Genomic DNA, 19,158 nt, shown 5'->3' with positions numbered 1-19,158 from the left:
CTTTGATCCCGGCATGCTTTTGGCCGGGATCCCCTCACCCCACAGCCGCCCGCAACGACTCCCCGAGCACGTCAATCCCCTCCGCCAGCAAGTCATCCCCGATGACCAACGGCGGCAGCAGCCGAATCACATTCCCGAACGACCCGCACGTCAGCAGCACAACACCCCGCGAGAATGCCTCCGCGGCAACCGCTTTGGCCAAATCCGCGTCCGGCTCACCCCCCTCTCGCACCAGTTCGATCGCCAGCATCGCCCCCCGCCCGCGCACATCGCCGATCACGCCCGTCTCCGCGGCCAGGTCCCGCAGGCGGGGCAGGACCGCGGCCTCGATGGCACGCGCCCGCCCGCACAGGTCCAGCTCGCGCATCTGGTCGATGGTCGCCAGGGCGGCGGCGCAGGCGACCGGGTTGCTGCCGTAGGTGCCGCCGAGGCCGCCCGGATGGACCGCGTCGAGCAGGTCGGCGCGGCCGGTGACCGCGGCCAGCGGCATGCCACCGGCGATACCCTTGGCCAGCGTGATCAGGTCGGGCACCACGCCCTCGTGCTCGCACGCGAACCACGCACCGGTGCGCGCGAATCCGGTCTGCACCTCGTCGGCGATGAAGACGATCCCCTGCGCCGCAGCCCATTCCGACAGCGTCGCCAGGAATCCCGGTGCGGGGACGACGAATCCGCCCTCACCCTGAATCGGCTCGATCACGAGCGCCGCCACCGTCTGCGCCCCGAGCTGCGTCTCGATCCGCGAGATCGCCCGCCGCGCCGCCTGTTCCCCGGTCAGCCCCGGTTCGTCGCGGAAGGGATACGACATCGGCATCCGGTAGATCTCCGGCGCGAACGGACCGAAATTCGCCTTGTACGGCATGGATTTCGCGGTCAACGCCATGGTCAGATTGGTGCGCCCGTGATAGGCGTGGTCGAACGCGACGACCGCGCTGCGCCCGGTGGCCAGCCGCGCGATCTTGACGGCGTTCTCCACCGCCTCCGCACCGGAGTTGAACAGCACGCTGCGCTTGGCGTGCGCACCGGGCGTCAGCGCCGCCAACTCCTCGGCCACCCGCACGTATCCCTCGTACGGGGTGACCATGAAGCACGTGTGCGTGAAGCGTGCCGCCTGCTCGGCCACCGCCGCCGCCACCGCCGGATTCGATGCCCCGACACCGGTCACCGCGATGCCCGACCCCAGGTCGATCAGCGCATTGCCGTCCACATCGACGATCACGCCGCCGTCCGCGTCGGCCGCGTACACCGGTACCGACGAGCCCACCCCCGCGGCCACCGCCGCCTTCCGGCGCGCGGCCAGCGCCTGCGAACGCGGCCCGGGCAGGGCGGTGACCAGTTGCCGCCGCTGCGGCAACCGGTAGGCGATCTCGGTCATCGAAAATACTCCCGTCGAATTGAACAGCTACCCATAGTTTTCGCCGCCGACAGCGCGCGGACCAGCGCCGATCCGGCCATCGCGGACCCGGCGGCCACGACATTTCGTCCAGTGCGCGACCCGGCTACCCGGTCTCCGCCACGACCATCGCCGCCCGCTCCGGCATCCGGCCGCGGAAGTACTCCGGGGCACGCCAGCACATCACCAGCATCAGCACGGCCCCCAGCACCAGCATCCCGAAGCCCATGAAGAACACCAGCCCGATGCCGCCGATCGACGCCCCCGACCCGTTGGCCGGATTCATGCTCTCCCGCACCGACACCACGAACACCGCCAGCAGCATGACCCCGCCCAGCAGCGGGAACACCCCCTTGAACACCAGGTTCCGAGCGCTCGACAACAGCTCCCGCCGGAAGTACCACACGCACGCGAACGCCGTGATCCCGTAGTACCAGCAGATCATGATGCCCAGTGCCGCAACGGTATCCATCAGCGTGTGCTCCGACAGCAGCGTCACGACCGTATAGAAGCCACCGGTCACCACGCCCGCGACCACCGTGCTGTAGGACGGCACCAGAAACCGCGGATGCACCTCGGCGAACCGCTTCGGGAACGCCCCGTACACCCCCATCGCCAGCATGGTGCGCGCCCCGGGCAGGAAGGTCGTCTGCAAGCTCGCCGCCGACGACGCCAGCACCGCCAGCATCAACACCGGCCCGCCCCACGACCCGAGCACCGGATCGGCGAGCGCCCCGAAAACGTTGGCGGCGTTGGCCCCATTGCCCAGCCCCAGCCCGTCGGTCCCGGTCCCGGCGTACATCATCACCGCGACCGCGACGAGCAGATAGGTGAGCAGGATCGACAGCACACACAGCAGCCCGGCCCGCCCCGGCACCCGATTCGGATCCCTGGACTCCTCCCCCAGGGTCAGGCAGGTGTCCCAGCCCCAGAAGGCGAAGATGGATCCGGTGACGCCGATCGCGAACGCGCTCAGCGTCAGCCCGGTGAACGGATTGAACCAGCCCGGCTCGAAATGCAGTCCGGCCGGGGCGTTTCCGGCCCCGACGCGAATCAGCGCGGTCACCGCGAAGCCGATCAGCACCACCATCTGGAACCCGACCAGCACGTACTGCACCCGCTGACTGGTGGTGATGCCGCGGCTGGATACCGCCGTCGCCACGGCGATGAACACCAGCGTGCTCACGATGTTCACGGCCTTGTTGTCCGCCAGTTCCGCGAGGCCGGGTTGATCGAACACCTTGGCCAGGAACAGATATGCGAACTCCACGCCGATCGAGGCCAGATTCGACAGCACGATCGTGGTCGCCATGACCATGCCCCACCCGCACATCCACCCCACGTACGGCCCGAATGCCTTGGCCGACCACGTGAACGAGGCCCCACAGTCCGGAATCCGGGAATTCAGTTCCCGATACGCGTACGCGGTGAGGAACATCGGCACGAATCCGGCGAGAATGATGGCGGGCATCTTCAACCCGACCGCCGCCACCATCAACCCGATGCTCGCGGTCAGCGTGTACCCGGGCGCGACCGTCGAAATCCCCAGTACCGCACCGGCGAACGTGCCGACCTTACCCGCGGCCAAACCCTTGTCGACGAACCCCTGTTCGTCGACCGTCGTCGTCACCCGTGCGGCCTAGTCGTGCGTGCTCATCACATGCTTGACGCGCGTGTATTCCTCCACGCTGTAGGCCGACAGATCCTTGCCGTACCCGGAGAACTTGAATCCGCCGTGCGGCATCTCCGCCACCAGCGGGATGTGACAGTTCACCCATACCGCGCCGAAATCCAGTGCCCGGGTGAGCCTTTCGACCGTGCCGTGATCGCGGGTCCAGACGCTGGCGGCCAGGCCGTAGCGCACGCCGTTGGCCAGCTCGATCGCCTCGGCCTCGTCGCGGAACGACTGCACGGTCAGCACCGGGCCGAAGGTCTCCTCCTGCACGATCGGATCGTCCTGGCGCACATCGGCGACGACGGTCGGCGCGACGAAGAAACCCTTGTCCCCCACCCGATTTCCGCCGGTGAGTACCTTCGCGTGCGCGGGCAGCGCGGCCAGCTTGCCCATCACGGCGGCATAGTGGTTGACATTGTTGAGCGGGCCGTAGAAGGTGTCCGGATCGTCGGGCAGCCCCGGCTTGACCGTTTCGGCCTTGCGCACCAGGGCATCCACCAGCTGGTCGCGCACCGATTCGTGCACCAGCACCCGGGTGGCGGCGGTGCAGTCCTGCCCGGCGTTGAAGAACGCCGCCTCGGCAATCCCGTTGGCGGCCTTGGCGATATCGACATCGCCGAACACCACGGCCGGGGCCTTGCCGCCGAGCTCGAGGTGGGTGCGCTTGAGCTGCTGCGCGGCCGCGCCCGCCACCGCGATACCGGCCCGCACCGAGCCGGTGATCGACACCAGGCCGGGGGTCGCGTGGTTCACGATCAGTTCACCGGTGCCGGCGTCGCCGAGCACCACATTGAAAACCCCATCCGGCAGAATGCCTTTCGTGAGCCGGGCCAGCACCAGCGTGCTCTCCGGCGTGGTGTCGCTGGGCTTGAGCACGATGGTGTTACCGGCCGCCAGCGCGGGCCCGATCTTCCAGATCGCCATCATGAGCGGGTAGTTCCACGGCGTCACCTGGCCGACCACGCCGATCGGCTCGCGCCGCACATAGGAGGTGAACCCCTCCATGTACTCACCCGCCGCGCGGCCCTCCAGCAACCGGGCCGCGCCCGCGAAGAACCGGACCTGATCGGCGCTGACCGCCACCTCCTCGGCGGCGATGATCGCCTTGGGCTGACCGGTGTTGCGGCACTGCGCCTCCACCAGTTCGTCGCTGTGCGCCTCGATGGCATCGGCCAGCGCGAGCAACGCGGCTTGGCGTTTGCCCGGCGTGGTCCTCCCCCAGGTCCGGAATGCCCGCTCGGCGGCGGCCATGGCGGCATCGACATCGGCGGCCCCGGAAACGGGCGCCTGCGCCACCACGCTCTCGTCGACCGGATTGACCAGGTCGATCGTCGAGGTGGCGGACGACGCCACGAATTCGCCGTCGATGTAGTTCTGGAGTACGGGACTCGGCACTGCGTTCACCGTCCATCTGTCGGGCGTTACATTTCACCGCCAGTGTGCGCTGAGCCACATCCCCGCGCGCCTGCCGAAATGGCGCGCTACACACCGATGCTTCGACGATTTGTACACTCGACTCGATGTCCGTTCCTGTTAGCTGGGTATTGTCCCAACCCGATCTCGCGATCCGCCTCGTCGGCGGCGGCACCGGCGTGGCCCGCACCGTCGATCTCGTCCTCACCACCGAGCTGGACAATCCGTATCGCTGGCTGTCCGGCGGTGAGCTGGTGCTGACCACCGGCATGCGGTTGCCCGCGAGTTCGGCCGAGCGTCGGGCCTTTCTGCGCGGCTTCGACGAATGCGGCGTCGCCGCGGTGGGTTTCGGCACCGGCCTGTCGCACCCCGAGATCCCGCCCGAACTGGTGGCGACCGCGGACGAGATCGGGATTCCGCTGTTCGAGGTGCCGCTGCCGACCCCGTTCGCGGCCATCGTCAAGCGGGTGACCGCGCGCGTGGCCGAACTCCAATACGACGCGCTGCTGCGGGCCTCGCGCGCGCAGCCGCGAATGACGCGGGCGCTGGTGCGATCCGGCGCGCAGGCGATCGTGCGGGAGCTGGCGACCTCGCTGGGCGCGACGGTGCTGGTGCTGGACCCGGCCGGGCAGCTCACCGACGCGCACCCGACGGCCCCGGGCGAGGACCTGCTGCGCACGGTGCGGGCGGCGCTGGCGGCGGATCCGGAGGTGGCCAGCGGCGTGCGCACCGATCCGTCCGGGCGATCGCTCACCCATCAGCGCATCAGCGTCGGCGCGCGCACCTACGGGGATCTGGTGGTGGTCGGCCCGGCGCCGCTCGGCCATGTCGACCAGATTCTGCTCGGACACGCGAATTCGTTGCTGGCCTTGGATTTCGAGAAACCGGAGCGGCTGCGGGCGGCGCAGCACCGGCTCAACAGCACGGCGCTGGCGCTGCTGCTGGGGGCCCAGACCGATCCGGCCCCGGCGTGGGCGCAGCTCGCGCAGATCACCGACGCGCGGGGGCGGATCGGTGTGCTTGCGGCCGAGTGCGATTCGGCCGAGGCCGCCGCGGCGGTGCGCGCGGCGATCGACGACGCGACCCTGCGCGCCGGATACCCCCTGTTCCTGCACACCGACCACGATCGGGTGCTGGTGGTGCTACCGGGTTGCGCGGCAGCAGATTTCGCCCGCCGCCTGACCATAGATACCGGTTTCCGCAGGTCGATCCGGTTGGGACTCAGCGAATCTCACGCGCTACCGGAGCTGGCCGAGGCGGCCCGCTCGGCCGGTCTGGCGGCCTCGGCGGCCGAACGCGGCGGTGCCGCCGTGGAATTCGGCGATCTGGCGGGCCGGTCGCTGCTGTCGTTCGCCGAGACCCGCCGGGTGCTGGACACGATGGCACATACGCTGCTCACGCCGCTGACCGAGCACGACCGCGGGAACGGCACCGAGCTGACGGCGGCGCTGCGCGCCTTCCTGGAGGCCAACGGCCAGTGGGAGTCGGCGGCGATCGCGCTGGGCGTGCACCGGCACACGCTGCGCAAGCGAATCGCGGCGGCCCAGGATCTGCTCGGCGTCGACCTGGACAGCGCCCGGGTGCGCGCCGAACTGCTGCTGGCCCTGCTGGCCCGGGATTCGTGAGAATGCGCCGATGTCTTCCGGCTGTCTTCCGGCGCGCGTGGCGTCACGAGTCGCGCGCCGGAAGTGACGGTGCAAGAGAGCACAGCACCGACGGCGTCAAGAGAACCCTACGGAATCGATACTGTCAATCCCGAAAAACAACGGATTTCGTTGCCCCACCCCCTGCCGTCAGCCCCGATCACCCCGACACGACCCGCCCCGGCCATTGTCCGCACCCCCTCTTCGGGGCAGGATGCCGAGCGTGACCGATCACGATTCCCACCGGCAGGCGCCGGCGCTGGACGACATCTCCAAGCGCATCATCGCCCAGTTGCAGCAGGACGGGCGGCGGCCGTACGCGACCATCGGCAAGGCCGTCGGCCTGTCCGAGGCGGCGGTGCGCCAGCGCGTGCAGCGGCTCTCCGACGCGGGCGTCATCCAGATCGTCGCGGTCTCGGATCCGTTGCAGGTCGGGCTTTTTCGGCAGGCGATGGTCGCGATCACCGTCGACGGACCGCTGCGCCCGGTCTCCGACGCGCTCGCCGCCATGGACGACATCACCTACGTCGTCGAGTGCGCGGGCCGCTACGACGTGCTGTGCGAGGCGGTGTGCTCCGACGACGAGGCGCTGCTGGATCTGGTCTCTACCCGGCTGCGGACGCTGCCGGGCGTGCGACGCGCCGAGATCATGATGTACCTCAAGCTGCGCAAGCAGACCTACCAGTGGAGCACCCGCTGAGCGGACAACGAAATCCGTAGCTAGATCACCGAAAGGCTCGATTTTTCGATAGTCGTGACCCATCGACGCAACTGATTTAGTTGCGCGCTCGCCCTCGGTATGGGATAACCGACATGTCGGCGCCCTGCGGCTACTGCCCGGGCCGTCCTTTCCATCCCCGCTGCGAGGAGCTCGTCTTGACTGCGACTACCGACGCCCGACATCTCAGTACCCAGGATGCCGGGCGGATCGTCCGCGATCACCTGTTCATGCATTTCACCCCGCACACCGGCATCACCGGCGACGATGTCCCGGTCATCGTCCGCGGCGACGGCGCCTACGTGTGGGATTCGCACGGCAAGCGCTACCTCGACGGGCTCGCGGGCCTGTTCGCCGTGCAGGTCGGTCACGGGCGCGAGGAGCTGGCCGAGGCCGCGGCCCGCCAGACCCGCGAGTTGGCGTACTTCCCGCTGTGGGGCTACGCGCATCCGACCGCGCTGGAGCTGGCCGAGCGACTGGCCCACGCCGCGCCCGGCGACCTGAACCGGGTGTTCTTCACCGTCAGCGGCGGCGAATCGGTCGAGACCGCGTGGAAGCTGATCCGGCAGTATTTCAAGGCCACCGGCCGCCCCACCAAGCACAAGGTGATCAGCCGCTCGCTGGCGTATCACGGCACCTCGATGGGCGCGCTGTCGATCACCGGAATCCCCGGCGCCAAGGCCGATTTCGAGCCGCTGGTGCCGTCCACGATGCGGGTGCCGCACACCAACTTCTACCGCGCCACCGAGCACGTCGACGACTACGAGGCGTACGGCCGCTGGGCCGCCGACCGCATCGAGGAGGCCATTCTCTTCGAGGGCGCCGACACCGTGGCCGCGGTGTTCCTGGAGCCGGTGCAGAACACCGGCGGCTGTTTCGTGCCGCCGCCCGGCTACTTCCAGCGGGTGCGCGAGATCTGCGACCGACACGACGTGCTGCTGGTCTCCGACGAGGTGATCTGTGCCTTCGGCCGCCTCGGATACGATTTCGGCGCAAAGAAATTCGGCTACCAGCCCGATATCATCACCACCGCCAAGGGCCTCACCTCCGGCTATTCGCCGCTGGGCGCGGTCATGGTCAGCGACCGCATCTTCGAGCCGTTCCGCAACGGCCAGACCTTCCTGCACGGCTCCACCTACGGCGGCCATCCGGTGTCGTGCGCGGTCGCCATGGCCAACCTCGACATCGTGGAGAACGAGGGCCTCTACGACCACGTCCGCCGAAACGAGGCCGCGTTCCGCGCCACCCTGGAAAAGCTGTACGACCTGCCGATCGTCGGCGACGTCCGCGGCACCGGCTACTTCTACGCGGTAGAACTGGTGAAGGACAAGGCAACCAAGGAAAAGTTCACCGACGCCGAAGCCACCCACATCCTCAAGGGCATAGTCTCGGAAAAGCTCTTCGAAGCGGGCCTACACTGCCGCGCCGACGACCGCGCCGAACCGGTAATCCAACTGGCCCCGCCCCTGATCTGCGACCAATCCCAATTCGACGAAATGGAACAGGCAATCCGCTACGCCCTGACCACCGCCCTGTCCCATCTCTGACCCCTGCCCCATCCTTCCGGCCCCAGGCGCAGGACGGTTGCCGCGGTGGCGGTGCTGTAGGCGTGGCTGGCCTCGTGGGCTCGGTCGGAGGGGTAGTTGGAGCGGTGGGTGATCGTGACGCCGTTGGGTAGGTGGACGGTTCGGTCGGGGAGGGTGGCGGTGCAATTGCCGCCCGCCTTGGCGACCAGGTCGACGACTACGCCGCCCGCGCCGAGGGCGTCCAGGGCGGCGGAATCGATCAGGACGGGTGCGGGCTCGCCGCGGCGGGCTGCGGCGCAGACGACCAGGTCGAACTTCTCGGCGGCGATGAGGTCGCGGATTGCCGTGCTCGCGTGGGTCGGATAGGCGCGAAAGCGCTTGGCGCCGTGTCGGATCGCCGATTCTTCCTGCGCGGATCGGGTGCCGACGACCGTCGGTGGTTCGTCGCCGTGTGCCACCGCGGCGGTGACGGCCGCCAATCCGGCCGGGCCGCAACCGAGTACGAGGGAGCGGACCGGGCGTTCCCGGACGTCGTCGGCCAGCAGGTCCCGCCCCGCCCGGTACGCGACGTCGCCCGCGACCCGGCTCATGGCCGAGAGGGCGTCGATCTCGCTGTCGCGCGGTGCGAGCTCGTAGGCGAAACACACCACGCCCCGGGCGGACAGGCGCGCGAGCTCCGCGCCGCGATGCACCGGATCATGGAAGCCGACCAGGATCTGCCCCGGCCGCAGCGGCATCGAATCCAGGTCGTACCGAGGAGGTTTCACCCACAGCACCACATCGGCCCGCGCCACGACCGCGGCGGCATCGCCGACTACGACAGCCCCCGCGCGAACATACGACGCGTCGGTAAACCCCACCGCCCCACCGGCATTGCGCTCGACCACGACCGTCCACCCCGCGCTCCGCAACCGACGCGCATCGGCCGGAACCAACGCCACCCGCGACTCGTTCACCCCGGTCTCCCGCAGCACCCCGACAATCATTGCGCCACACTCGAATTCAGCGGCATCAGCCCCCGCGCGGCTAAAATCTCCGCATAGCCCCGCCCCGAAACCAACTCCCGTAACAGCTCGTCCAGCCGATCGAACAGCTCCTCGAGCAACCCCCGGTCCTCGTACCCCGGGGCCTTGCGCGGCGCCAGCACATTCAGGCGCACACCGAGCCGCGAGGACCCGGTGCGATCCAGCGCCACGCTATCGATGCCCGCCCCGGCCAGGAGCAGGTCCTCCAGCTCGGCGCCGCTGCCCACTCCGGCCGCCACCAGCAGGTCCGGATCGAGTAACACCGTGAGGAACATGCCCTGTGCACTTCCCAACGGCCGCAGCAGTTTCGCGCCCGCGCGGTGGTTGATGCCCGCTAGCAGATCCAGGGCGCGATCGAGCTGTTCGCGCATGATCTTCCGGTTGTGCCGGAAGTAGGTGCGGGGGGTGTTCTCCAGCAGCACGCGCACCAGGTGGGTGCTCTCGCGCTGGAAGCTGACGGTCAGCCGCTCCCGGATGCGGGCCAGCCATTCGGCGTCGCCGGTGCACGCGGCCCCGAACTTGCACGGCCCGACGGCGTTGTACCCCTTCGAATTACCGGTGATGGTCAGCACCCGGTCGTACAGCCGGACCGGCCCGCGCGCGGTGTCGGCCGCCATCGCGGCGATCGGAATGTGCGCGGCGAGCATCCGATCGAAGGCCATATCGCAGATGATCGGCACCTCGGCCGCGGCCAGCACCCGGGCGATGGCCGCCATCTGACGCCGGGAGTAGTGCGCCACCACCGGATTACCGGGCAGCGTCAGCAGCACCCCGCACAGGTCGCCGCGCGCCCGATGCTCGGCCAGGCAGCGCGCCAGCGACTCCGGATCGATGGCGAACGCGTCGTCGACGGTGGCCGGGCAGGTCACGATGCGCGCCCCGCACTTCTCGACGTGAATGCTCGCGCTCTTGTAGAAGCCCTCGGGGCATACGATCACACCGCCGGGGCGCGCCAGCGTCGCGACCGCCTCCTCCAAGAGCACCGTGCTCGAATACGGGCACACCACAACCTCATCCGCGCGCACCCGCACCCCCGGCACCCCGGCGGCGGGCGCGAAGAACCGGTCGAACATCCGCTCGGCGGCCAGTTCGCGCAGGACCAGCGGCTGCCACTTGTCGTAGGCCGCGCCCGCCGGATAGTCCGGCGGCGGGTCGGCGCGCAGGATCTCCCGCCACGCCCGTTCCAGCGCCGCCGCCGCGGCCGGGTCGATCCGTAACCCGGTCTCGCCGTGATAAACGTCGAGCAGCCCCTCGTATCGCCGCCCGGCGATACCCGCGAAATCCCCGCCGAGCAGCCGAAGATGGCGCCGCACCAGGCGTTTACGCGCCTCGGACCGCCGCGTCAACGCGGTCAGCTCGGATCGTTCGACGACCGAACCGCAGCTCACGGCCGCTCGACCTCCCACGGCGCCTGCCCGGGCGCGGGCAGCTCGTTCCAGGCGCGCGTCAACGCCGCCCGGAACCGGGCGCGGGTATCGCCCTCGGCGAGCGCCCGGAGCTCGGCCAGCGACGGATCCGCGAGCAAGTCGTTGACCACGATGGCCGACCCCATCTGCCGCAGCTCGTACAGCCGCTCGAAGCGGCGCACCGCGAACGACACGTCGTGCCGCAGCGCCGAGAAGCGCGTGGCGACCCGGGTCTGCCGCGAGTAGTCGTACTCCCCGACGCACACGTACCGGTCGTCCACCACCAGCATGCTCTGCGCATTGCGCGCATGCTCGCGCTTGACCAGCACGTTCTCCACCCCGGATCGCGACTGCCGCCACAGCTTCTCGTCGTAGGACCAGGCGTCCTCGATGCGGTCGAGCACATACATGCGGCGCACGTCGACCTTCGGCTCGTGGACGTCGTCGGCGAGCCGGATGATCATGGCGTGGTAGTCGTCGCCGACGTCGCCGCCGATGGTGCCCAGATCGGCGGTGTGGATGGCGCGCACCGAACGCTGGGCCTGCTCGAGAATGGTGAGCCAGTCGATGACCGTGTTCCACTCCCACACCGTGGCGCTGCGCGACGGAATCTGCGCGAGGATCTCCTCGGCGCGCTCGAGCTGGCGATCGGCGATCTGACGCAGCGGGTCGATCTCCTCGCGGGCCGACGCCGCGTCGATCACGCTCTGCGCGATGGCGAGCACCCGCTCCACGATCCGCGGATCCTTCCCGAGCAGGATATTGAACCGCATGCGCAGGTCGTAGTGGCTGACCTCGGCGGCCGGGTCGGCGACGGCGGCGGTGGGCAGCTCCTCGCCCAGCGCCGCGCTCAGGCGCTCGCGCAGCGGCAGCGGCGGAACCCGGGTGCCGTTCTCGATCTGCTGGATGAGGCTGCGCGAGCAATCCGCCTTTTTCGCGAGTGCCGCCTGCGTATAGCCACGCTCTATGCGAAGCCGGCGGACGAGGTCCCCGATCCGCTCGCCGTCGGGCGTCGAGCCTGCCATGCCGCGCCTCCCCTCATCTCCTGGATCCATTCCTGCACAGCCGGTGTCACCGTGCGGAATCCTAATCACACTGTGTCATTCGGAGTGGCTCGGCGGGATCGCCACGCCGGAACCCTGCTCCCCATCTCCTTCTACTCCCCCTTCGACGACCGCACAAGGCACCGATCATGCCGGAAAATCTGCCGAATCCGCTGCGCTGCAACACCATCCGCAAGCACATACACCACATTCGGCACACAATCTCGACAATATGTGTCAAACAGGACTAAATAAAATCATTCAAGTCGTAAGAGCGGCACAAGATATCGGCAATGCTTAGTTGACAGCCCGATGAGGCGCTACATAGCATTTAGACATAGCCACTCGCTCTACAGAGCGCATCGGGCGGAGTGAACGACCGACGAGGCGCAGAAGTACCCACTCACCGAGAGCAACACTCATGGCACTCGACAGCACCGCCTGGTTGATCACCAGCGACGTCACTCCCGAATTCGCACAGTACCTACCGACCGCGACCGGCGGCTACTGGACACTCAGCTGGTTGCCGGAACTCCCACTGACCCGCGAGCAGGCGCTCAGCGGCATGGTGCTCGACGAGACCCTCAGCGATCCCCGCCTGGTGGACAACCGCCTGGCCTTCGAACTGGCCGCCCTGCGCGCCACCGAACTCGGCATCGACGTGGAACGGGCCCTGATCCGCCTCTACACCCGCATAGCCGACCGCGACGAGCCGTCCCACGACCCCGACGGCCAACTCGTCCCGGCCCACTGAACCTAGAACTGCGGCAACTGATCCCCCCGCACCACTTCGATATCCAGATCGATCTTCACCGTCGTCCCCACCGCGGCCACCCCCGCGCGCACCATCGCGTTGTAATCGATGGCGAAATCACTACGGCGCAGCAGGGTTTCGGCGTGGAAGGCGGCCCGCACCCCGCCCCACGGATCGGGCCCGACGCCGCCGTAGGTGACATCCAGCTCGATCGGGCGGACCTGCCCGTGCAGGGTGAGTTCGCCCGCCATCACCCAGGTGTCGGCGCCGGTGCGGCGAAATCCGTTGCCGGTGAAGGTGATCACCGGATACCGCTCGACATCGAGGAAGTCGGCCGAGCGCAGATGGTCGTCGCGCATCCCGATCCCGGTGTCGATGCTGGCCGCCTTGATCTCCGCGACGCCCGTCGACCGCTCGAAACCGTCGGCGACGACGAGCCGCCCGCCCACCTCGAATCGCGCCTTCACGCTGGCGATTCCGAGGTGGCGCGCGGTCGCCACCACCGTGGAGTGAATCGGGTCGATGGTCCACGGCCCCGCGGGCGGCAGGTCGATCACGCCCGCCTCGGGGGCCAGCGTGACCTCGCCCAGCCGCCCCGACCCGTCGGCCGCGATCCGCACCACCTGCGCCATCGGCCGGAAACCGGGCGCGGTCACCACCGCGGTGTGCGTGCCCGGCGGCAGCGGCCCGGTATCGGCCGCGCCCGTCGCATCGGCGCCCGCCCGGGCCAGCTGCCGCCCGCTCAGGTCGGTCACCGTCAGCACGGCCTCCGGTACCGGCCAGCCCTCCGCGGTGTGAATACGTGCCGTCAAACCACTCATTGGACTACCTGTTTCGCTAGCGCCGCGCCGATCACGACGAGGCCGACTCCTCGTACCCGAGCCGCACGTCGTGCTCGACCTCCCCGCCCGACACGGTGACCCGGCTGCTCACCGGCGGATACCCGCGCGCCACCACGGTGTAGTCCCCCGCGGGCAGATCGCTCACGACGTAGTGTCCCTGCTCGTCGGTGCGGGCGGAGGCGACCAGTTCACCGTCGGCGTCCAGCACCGACACCTGCGCGTCCGGCACGATGCGGCCGTCGGCCCAGGCCGATCCGGCCAGCACCGCCATCGCCGCCAGCTCGATGTCGTAGTGCAGCAGCCCGCTGTCGGGCACGACCAATGTCGTTGCGCTGGGCCGCATGTGGTCGGCCACCGCGACCAGCGTGTAGGTGCCCGACACCACGCCGTGGCACACGTAGCTGCCGTCGGCGGCGGTGACCGCGGCACCGACCACCTCGCCGCGCGGATCGGTGAGCGTGACGGTGGCACCGGCCAGCGGGTCGCCGTGCGCGGCCGACCGCACCACGCCCGACAGCTCGCCCGAGCCCAGCAGGGTCAGGTCCAGCGTCTGTGGCCGGTCGCCGACCAGCACGTTCACCGCCGCCGGCTGATGCCCGCTCGCCGACACGATCAGCACGAAGCTGCCCGACCCCGGCGTGCCGATGCGATAGCTGCCGTCGGTGCCGCCGGTCGCCCGCGAAACCTGGTGTCCGCGCTGGTCGATCAGCGTGAGCGCGGCGCCCGGCACGGCATGGCCGTCCTCGCGGTGAATGCGCCCGCCGACGGTGTGGTACCCGTCGTCGGGCGCGGCGAACCCGGCCGCGGAGTCGACCACCGCCAGCTGCGAGACCGCCATGGCCCGCGCGGGTTCCGCGCTGCCGTTGAGTTCGGATACCGCGTGCCGTCCCACGCCCGCGAGCACCGGTTCCGGCTCGGTGAGCGCCTGCGCGGCGCCCTCCCACATCTGCTCCTCGGTCCACTTCTCCTCGGGCGTCGGTTCCGCGGCGGCCTCGGCCGGTGGTTGCGAACCGTCCTGCAGCGGAATCTCCTTCATGAACAGCAGCACGAGGCAGGCCAGCACCGCCACGCCCGCCGCGGCGTAGAACACGCCGTGCAGCGAGTTGGTGAAGCCGACCAGGATGGGCTCGCGCACCTGCGTCGGCAGCGCCGCGATGCCGCTGGTGTTGGACTGCAGCTGGCTCAGCTTGCCGGCGTCGAAGCCCGGCGGCAGCTGACCGCCGAAGGCGTCGACGATCCGATGCGGCAGCAGGTTGAACAGGATCGTCAGGAAGACCGCGACACCCAGCGTGCCGCCCATCTGCCGGAAGAAGGTGGCCGACGCGGTGGACACGCCCATATCCGAACGGGGACCGGCGTTCTGGGCCGCGATGATCAGCGTCTGCATGCAGCCACCGAGACCGAAGCCGATCACGCCGCTGTACACCAGCGGCTGCCACAGCGGGCTGTCGAAATGCACCTGCGCGTACAGCGCCGAGCCGGCGGCGATCACGGCCGTGCCGACCACCGGCAGGAATTTGTAGCGGCCGGTGAACCGGGTGATCTGCCCGGCGAGCTGCGAGCCGATCATGATGCCCGCCACCAGCGGCAGCATCAGCAGACCCGACTTGGTGGGCGAGAACCCGCGCACCACTTGCAGATACAGCGGAACCATCGACAGCGCGCCGAACATCGCGATACCGACGATGAAGCCGCCCAGAATGGTGATCGAGAACGTCGAGCTCTTGAACAGCCGCAGCGGAATCAGCGCGGCGTCTTTCATCAGATATTCCACGGCGACGAACAGCAGCAGCCCGACCGCGCCGACGGCGTAGCAGATGATGGCCCTGTTCGAGCCCCAGCCCCAGCTGCGGCCCTGTTCGGCGACGATCAGCAGCGGCACCACGCACAGCGTGAGCGCCAGCGCCCCATACCAGTCCACGCGATGGTTCTGGCGCTGGTGCGGCACATTGAGCACCTTGGCGACCACGGCCAGCGCGACCACGCCGATCGGCACGTTCACCAGGAACACCCAGCGCCAGCCCTCGATGCCGCCCAGGTGGTCGTAGCCGGACAACCAGCCGCCCAGCACCGGCCCGAGCACCGTGGAGGTGCCGAACACCATCATGAAGTAGCCCTGGTAGCGGACCCGCTCCCGCGCCGGCACGATATCGCCGATGATGGTGAACGCCAACGACATCAGGCCGCCGGCGCCCAGGCCCTGGAAGGCGCGGAACCCGGCCAGCTCGTACATCGAGGTGGCCGCGGTGCACGCGGCCGAACCGACGACGAAGAGGGCGATCGCGGTGAGATAGAACGGTTTCCGCCCGTAGATGTCGGCGAGCTTGCCGTACAGCGGCGTGCTGATGGTGGCGGTGATCAGGTACGCGGTGGTCGCCCATGCCTGCTGGTCGAAGCCGTGCAAGCTGTTGGCGATCCGCACGATCGCGACGGTCACGATGTTCTGGTCCAGGGCGGCCAGGAACATCCCCAGCAGCAGGCCGGACAGGATGGTCAGAATCTGCCGATGCGACAGTGGCGCACCCGCACCTGCCTCCCGTTCCGGCTGTGCCACCGGTGCCTCGGTGATCGATTTCGTCATGGTATGGGCCTAACTCGGTTCGACTTGTCGGGGTGGGGTGGACTCGATGCTGCTGTTGAGGCGATCGAGCAGGGCGATCAGCGTGGAACGGTCGGTGTCCGGCCAGTCGGCCAGCATCTCGGCCATCCAGAGATTGCGCAGGCGCCGGTTCTCCTCGAAGACCCGTTCGCCCTCGGCGGTCGCGGCGAGCACGCAGGCGCGGCCGTCGATCGGATCGGCCCGGCGTTCGACCAGGCCGTGCTCCACCAGGGTGCGCGACTGCCTGCTGATGGTGGAGATTTCGGCATGCAACTGTTCGGCTAGCTTGCCGGTGCGCTGCGGCCCGTCGTGTACCAGGCAGAACAGCACGGCGTAGGCCAGCTTCTCCAGACCATCCGGTCCGTGCTTGGCCAGTTGCGTCTTGGCCCGGTTGATCGCACGCATGAATCGGATCAGCTGTGCACCGAGCCGGTCGGCATCGTCGAGCGCGCCGGTGGACACGGTTCGGTCGATGCCCGCAACGGTCATTCCGATCACCTTTTCCCCGTACCCGAAGACTTGTTTAGCAACTACAACTAGTTGCCTATGCCAACTATACAGACGGCCCGCAACATTCCCGAATTCCGGGCCTCGACCCGGCAACCGCTCAGAACAAGGTCATCGGCGTCGTCGGCGCCGGCTCCGGTAGCGGCTCGAGCTCCGGTAGCTCGGCCCGCACCTCGGCGTGGAAGCGACGGGCCAGCACCAGTGATTCGGCGTTGTCGGGCGTATGGATGAACATGGTCGGCGAGCGGCCCTCGCGCAACCAATTTACGACGGTCGCGAGCCACGGTTTCCATCCCGCGACGGTGGCGTCGAGGTTGTCGCGGCCGTGGTAGCGGACGATCGGGTAGTCGGTGAGCGCGCGGGTGCGCCGCGGCACGCGCGGCTTCTTGCCCCACGCCTCGCGCTCACCCGGACTGGTCGGCCGGGCCGCGAAAAGCACTGTGGTATCGAAGGGAATCCACTCCGCGCCGACCCGCGACAGCACGTGCTCGAGCTGCCCCGCGGCGCGCGGGTCGTCGAAGAAGGCCGGGTGCCGCACCTCCACCGCGTGCCGGTACTCGGGCGGCAATTCGCGCAGGAATCGCGCCAGCGCACCGAGATCGGTGGGCCCGAACGACGCGGGCAGCTGCACCCACAGCGCGTGCAGCCGCGACTCCAGCGGCTCCACCGCCGCCAGGAACTCCCGCAGTTCGGCCTCGGCGCCGCGCATCCGGCGTTCGTGGGTAATGGTTTTCGGCAGCTTGACCACGAAGCGGAAGCCGGGCGGGGTCTGCCGCGCCCAGGACTGCACCGTGGCGCGGGCGGGGGTGGCGTAGAAGGTGGTGTTGCCCTCGACCGCGGTGCACCAGTCGGCGTAACCGCGTAGTCGCTCGCGGGGATTCGGCTGCCGCTCCTGCCAGGCCGCGTGCGTCCACTGCGCACATCCCACGGACAACTGCATCCTCCGACGCTAACGCACGCCTACGACAGGAAAAACGCCCAGGCACCGCCACTGGCTCGGCTCAGGCGGCGCCCTTGCGGAAGAACAGGATTCGGTCACCGTATTCGGCCAGCGGGCGCGACTGCCCGGCCTGCCGGATGCCGCTCGACGGCAGGTGGGTGAGCTTGGCGAACATCGCGGTATTGCCGAATGCCGCGCGCACCTGGGTTTCCGACGCATAGTCCGCGCCGTAGTCGGCCAAGGTCGCGAAGTCCAGGGGCGCCAGCGGATGGGCGAGGGCGGGCTGCCCGGCGGGGCGGCCGAGCGCGGCGTACTGGGTAGCCGCGCCGTCGACGTACCAGCACAGCTCGTAGGCCAGGTTCTCGGTGGTGTTGACCGCGAGCACTGGCCACTGCTGCGCCAGCCGCAGCGCCAGCGGATGGCTGCCGGTGGGGGTCAGCTCCCAGTTCAGGCTCATCACCGAGATCCATTTGCCGCCGGAGCGTTCGATCAGGACGACGTCGTCGCCGAGCTGCGCGGAGGTGTTCAGTTGCGGCTCGGGGATTTCCCACAGCGGCTGATGCATGCCGCGGAAGAAGCCGCTGCCGACCGCCCGCACCCCGTCGGCGGCATACGCGGCGATCACGGCGTCGCGAACCTGCTCGAGGGCGTCGGGGGCGGTGCAGCGCACGCTCAGCGTCCCGAACGAGGCGGTGATGTCGACCGGTTTGGACGGCAGGTCCGGAAGCGCCCCGGCGGCCAGCGGTTTCAGCCCGACCAGGCCCAGCTTCCAGTTGATCTCCTCGATCGTGCTGAGGTCGCCCTCGGTCTGGTACAGGATCTGGTGCTGGGTCAGCCGCCCGGCGCGCTCGAGCGTCTTGCAGTCCAGCTTCGCCAGCGCCGCATGGGTTTTCGCGGTGAAGTCCAGATCCTCGGCGCGGGTCTCGCGCAGCCGGGTCGTCATCTCCGGCGAGGTCCACGCCGCGTAGCGCTCGCGGTACATGGCCAGCGCCTGCTTGCGCGGGCGGCCGATCATCAGCGTGCGCAGCAGCATGTTCAGGCTCGCCAGGTAGCGCGTCGACTGTTCCGGATCGCCCGCGAACAGCCCCGCCCGGATGCGCACCGCCTCCGAACTCGCGGCCACCGCGGAACTCGGATCCAACCGGCACAGCCACACGCCGCACTTGGACAGCCCGTCGGCGCACACCCCGGCCGCCAGCGGATAGCGCTGCGCGACATGGTGGTACGCGTCGCACGCCTGCCGGATCGTCGCGGTGGCCAGCTCCCGGTGCCCGATGGTGCGCGCAGCCTGCTCGAACAGCCGCAGCGCCTCCTGCACCTGCCCGGCGAACTGCGCGCTCACGTGTCCGGCGGTGAGCCAGCGCAGCCGGATCAGCACCGCCTCCTGGGCCGGTTCCAGCGCGGCCGGCGCCCGGTCGCGCCCCGAACCGTCCTGCTTGGTGGCCAGAAACCCCTCGGCCAGTTCGTACAGCGAGGCGGCCAGGCGCAGCTCGGCCTCGGCGGTCCGCTCCTGCGCGGCGACGCGTCGATCCTCGGCGACCCGTCGCTCGATGGCACTCAGCTCCATCGCATTCCCAACTCCCGCATCACCTTCGGCCTACGGTCGTCGAGCGGCCGCATCACGCGTGCCGAGTCTGCCACAGAACACCGTCTTGCAGCACGTCGATGCGCAGG

At 69.2% G+C, this 19,158-nt stretch carries 15 protein-coding genes; 4 read left to right on the top strand and 11 right to left on the bottom strand.

Annotated elements, in window-relative coordinates; all coding sequences use genetic code 11:
* Positions 1–34 precede the first annotated feature (34 nt).
* From gabT to HPY32_RS01555, 3 genes are all read right to left on the bottom strand, one after another.
* Positions 35–1,375 (bottom strand): 4-aminobutyrate--2-oxoglutarate transaminase, encoded by a 1,341-nt coding sequence (gene gabT / locus HPY32_RS01565; protein ID WP_067582414.1) that lies wholly within the window; start codon positions 1,373–1,375, stop codon positions 35–37.
* Between the two features lie 124 nt (positions 1,376–1,499).
* Entirely contained in the window at positions 1,500–3,023 is a 1,524-nt protein-coding gene (locus HPY32_RS01560; protein WP_067582412.1) for an APC family permease, read from the bottom strand.
* A 9-nt stretch (positions 3,024–3,032) separates the two neighbouring features.
* Complete coding sequence (locus HPY32_RS01555; RefSeq protein ID WP_067582409.1) at positions 3,033–4,463, bottom strand: aminobutyraldehyde dehydrogenase; 1,431 nt, start codon at positions 4,461–4,463, stop codon at positions 3,033–3,035.
* Positions 4,464–4,588: 125 nt separating this feature from the next.
* On the opposite strand from HPY32_RS01555, the gene HPY32_RS01550 reads away from it, so the two are divergent.
* The 3 genes from HPY32_RS01550 (at position 4,589) to HPY32_RS01540 (ending at position 8,389) form a co-directional block, all read left to right on the top strand.
* Entirely contained in the window at positions 4,589–6,106 is a 1,518-nt protein-coding gene (locus HPY32_RS01550) for a PucR family transcriptional regulator (RefSeq protein WP_067582406.1), read from the top strand.
* 232 nt (positions 6,107–6,338) lie between these two features.
* Complete coding sequence (locus HPY32_RS01545) at positions 6,339–6,824, top strand: Lrp/AsnC family transcriptional regulator (protein ID WP_067582404.1); 486 nt, start codon at positions 6,339–6,341, stop codon at positions 6,822–6,824.
* Positions 6,825–7,000: 176 nt separating this feature from the next.
* The gene (locus HPY32_RS01540) at positions 7,001–8,389 is read left to right on the top strand and encodes an aspartate aminotransferase family protein (RefSeq protein ID WP_067585555.1); all 1,389 of its coding nucleotides are present in this window, start codon (positions 7,001–7,003) and stop codon (positions 8,387–8,389) included.
* Here HPY32_RS01540 and HPY32_RS01535 read toward each other — a convergent pair.
* From HPY32_RS01535 to HPY32_RS01525, 3 genes are read right to left on the bottom strand one after another with little or no spacing between them, the layout of a single operon-like run.
* A complete protein-coding gene (locus HPY32_RS01535) occupies positions 8,356–9,354 on the bottom strand; it encodes a Rossmann-fold NAD(P)-binding domain-containing protein (RefSeq protein ID WP_067582401.1) in 999 nt (332 codons plus the stop codon). The two genes, HPY32_RS01540 and HPY32_RS01535, sit on opposite strands and share 34 nt — an antisense overlap.
* The gene (locus HPY32_RS01530) at positions 9,351–10,781 is read right to left on the bottom strand and encodes an aminotransferase class I/II-fold pyridoxal phosphate-dependent enzyme (protein ID WP_067582398.1); all 1,431 of its coding nucleotides are present in this window, start codon (positions 10,779–10,781) and stop codon (positions 9,351–9,353) included. Before HPY32_RS01530 ends, HPY32_RS01535 begins: the two co-directional genes overlap by 4 nt.
* Positions 10,778–11,824: a helix-turn-helix domain-containing protein gene (locus tag HPY32_RS01525; protein ID WP_067582395.1), complete on the bottom strand. Its 1,047-nt coding sequence runs from the start codon at positions 11,822–11,824 to the stop codon at positions 10,778–10,780. Before HPY32_RS01525 ends, HPY32_RS01530 begins: the two co-directional genes overlap by 4 nt.
* A 439-nt stretch (positions 11,825–12,263) precedes the next feature.
* Here HPY32_RS01525 and HPY32_RS01520 point away from each other — a divergent pair, with 439 nt between their 5' ends.
* On the top strand, positions 12,264–12,596 hold the full coding sequence (locus HPY32_RS01520; protein WP_067582392.1) for a hypothetical protein: 333 nt from the start codon (positions 12,264–12,266) through the stop codon (positions 12,594–12,596).
* 2 nt (positions 12,597–12,598) lie between these two features.
* On the opposite strand, the gene HPY32_RS01515 is transcribed toward HPY32_RS01520, so the two are convergent.
* The 5 genes from HPY32_RS01515 to HPY32_RS01495 all read right to left on the bottom strand — a co-directional run bounded on the left by HPY32_RS01515 (position 12,599) and on the right by HPY32_RS01495 (position 19,051).
* The gene (locus HPY32_RS01515) at positions 12,599–13,417 is read right to left on the bottom strand and encodes a YceI family protein (RefSeq protein ID WP_067582390.1); all 819 of its coding nucleotides are present in this window, start codon (positions 13,415–13,417) and stop codon (positions 12,599–12,601) included.
* 31 nt (positions 13,418–13,448) lie between these two features.
* On the bottom strand, positions 13,449–16,019 hold the full coding sequence (locus tag HPY32_RS01510; protein WP_067582387.1) for an MFS transporter: 2,571 nt from the start codon (positions 16,017–16,019) through the stop codon (positions 13,449–13,451).
* A 9-nt stretch (positions 16,020–16,028) separates the two neighbouring features.
* Positions 16,029–16,526, bottom strand: a complete 498-nt coding sequence (locus HPY32_RS01505) for a MarR family winged helix-turn-helix transcriptional regulator (RefSeq protein ID WP_067582384.1) — start codon at positions 16,524–16,526, stop codon at positions 16,029–16,031.
* Between the two features lie 118 nt (positions 16,527–16,644).
* Complete coding sequence (locus HPY32_RS01500; RefSeq protein WP_067582380.1) at positions 16,645–17,484, bottom strand: DUF72 domain-containing protein; 840 nt, start codon at positions 17,482–17,484, stop codon at positions 16,645–16,647.
* Between the two features lie 61 nt (positions 17,485–17,545).
* Positions 17,546–19,051 (bottom strand): hypothetical protein, encoded by a 1,506-nt coding sequence (locus tag HPY32_RS01495; protein WP_067582377.1) that lies wholly within the window; start codon positions 19,049–19,051, stop codon positions 17,546–17,548.
* Positions 19,052–19,158: the final 107 nt, after the last annotated feature.

Source organism: Nocardia terpenica, from assembly GCF_013186535.1.
In the GTDB taxonomy this organism is placed as follows: domain Bacteria; phylum Actinomycetota; class Actinomycetes; order Mycobacteriales; family Mycobacteriaceae; genus Nocardia; species Nocardia terpenica.
This window is presented reverse-complemented; position numbering and strand designations above follow the sequence as displayed.

Bases quoted from the DNA above. Each gene is read 5' to 3' on its own strand.
- gabT (WP_067582414.1), bottom strand. From the start codon at position 1,375: ATGACCGAGATCGCCTACCGGTTGCCGCAGCGGCGGCAACTGGTCACC.
- HPY32_RS01550 (WP_067582406.1), top strand. From the start codon at position 4,589: ATGTCCGTTCCTGTTAGCTGGGTATTGTCCCAACCCGATCTCGCGATC.
- HPY32_RS01545 (WP_067582404.1), top strand. From the start codon at position 6,339: ATGCCGAGCGTGACCGATCACGATTCCCACCGGCAGGCGCCGGCGCTG.
- HPY32_RS01535 (WP_067582401.1), bottom strand. From the start codon at position 9,354: ATGATTGTCGGGGTGCTGCGGGAGACCGGGGTGAACGAGTCGCGGGTG.
- HPY32_RS01525 (WP_067582395.1), bottom strand. From the start codon at position 11,824: ATGGCAGGCTCGACGCCCGACGGCGAGCGGATCGGGGACCTCGTCCGC.
- HPY32_RS01520 (WP_067582392.1), top strand. From the start codon at position 12,264: ATGGCACTCGACAGCACCGCCTGGTTGATCACCAGCGACGTCACTCCC.
- HPY32_RS01515 (WP_067582390.1), bottom strand. From the start codon at position 13,417: ATGAGTGGTTTGACGGCACGTATTCACACCGCGGAGGGCTGGCCGGTA.
- HPY32_RS01510 (WP_067582387.1), bottom strand. From the start codon at position 16,019: ATGACGAAATCGATCACCGAGGCACCGGTGGCACAGCCGGAACGGGAG.
- HPY32_RS01505 (WP_067582384.1), bottom strand. From the start codon at position 16,526: ATGACCGTTGCGGGCATCGACCGAACCGTGTCCACCGGCGCGCTCGAC.
- HPY32_RS01500 (WP_067582380.1), bottom strand. From the start codon at position 17,484: ATGCAGTTGTCCGTGGGATGTGCGCAGTGGACGCACGCGGCCTGGCAG.
- HPY32_RS01495 (WP_067582377.1), bottom strand. From the start codon at position 19,051: ATGGAGCTGAGTGCCATCGAGCGACGGGTCGCCGAGGATCGACGCGTC.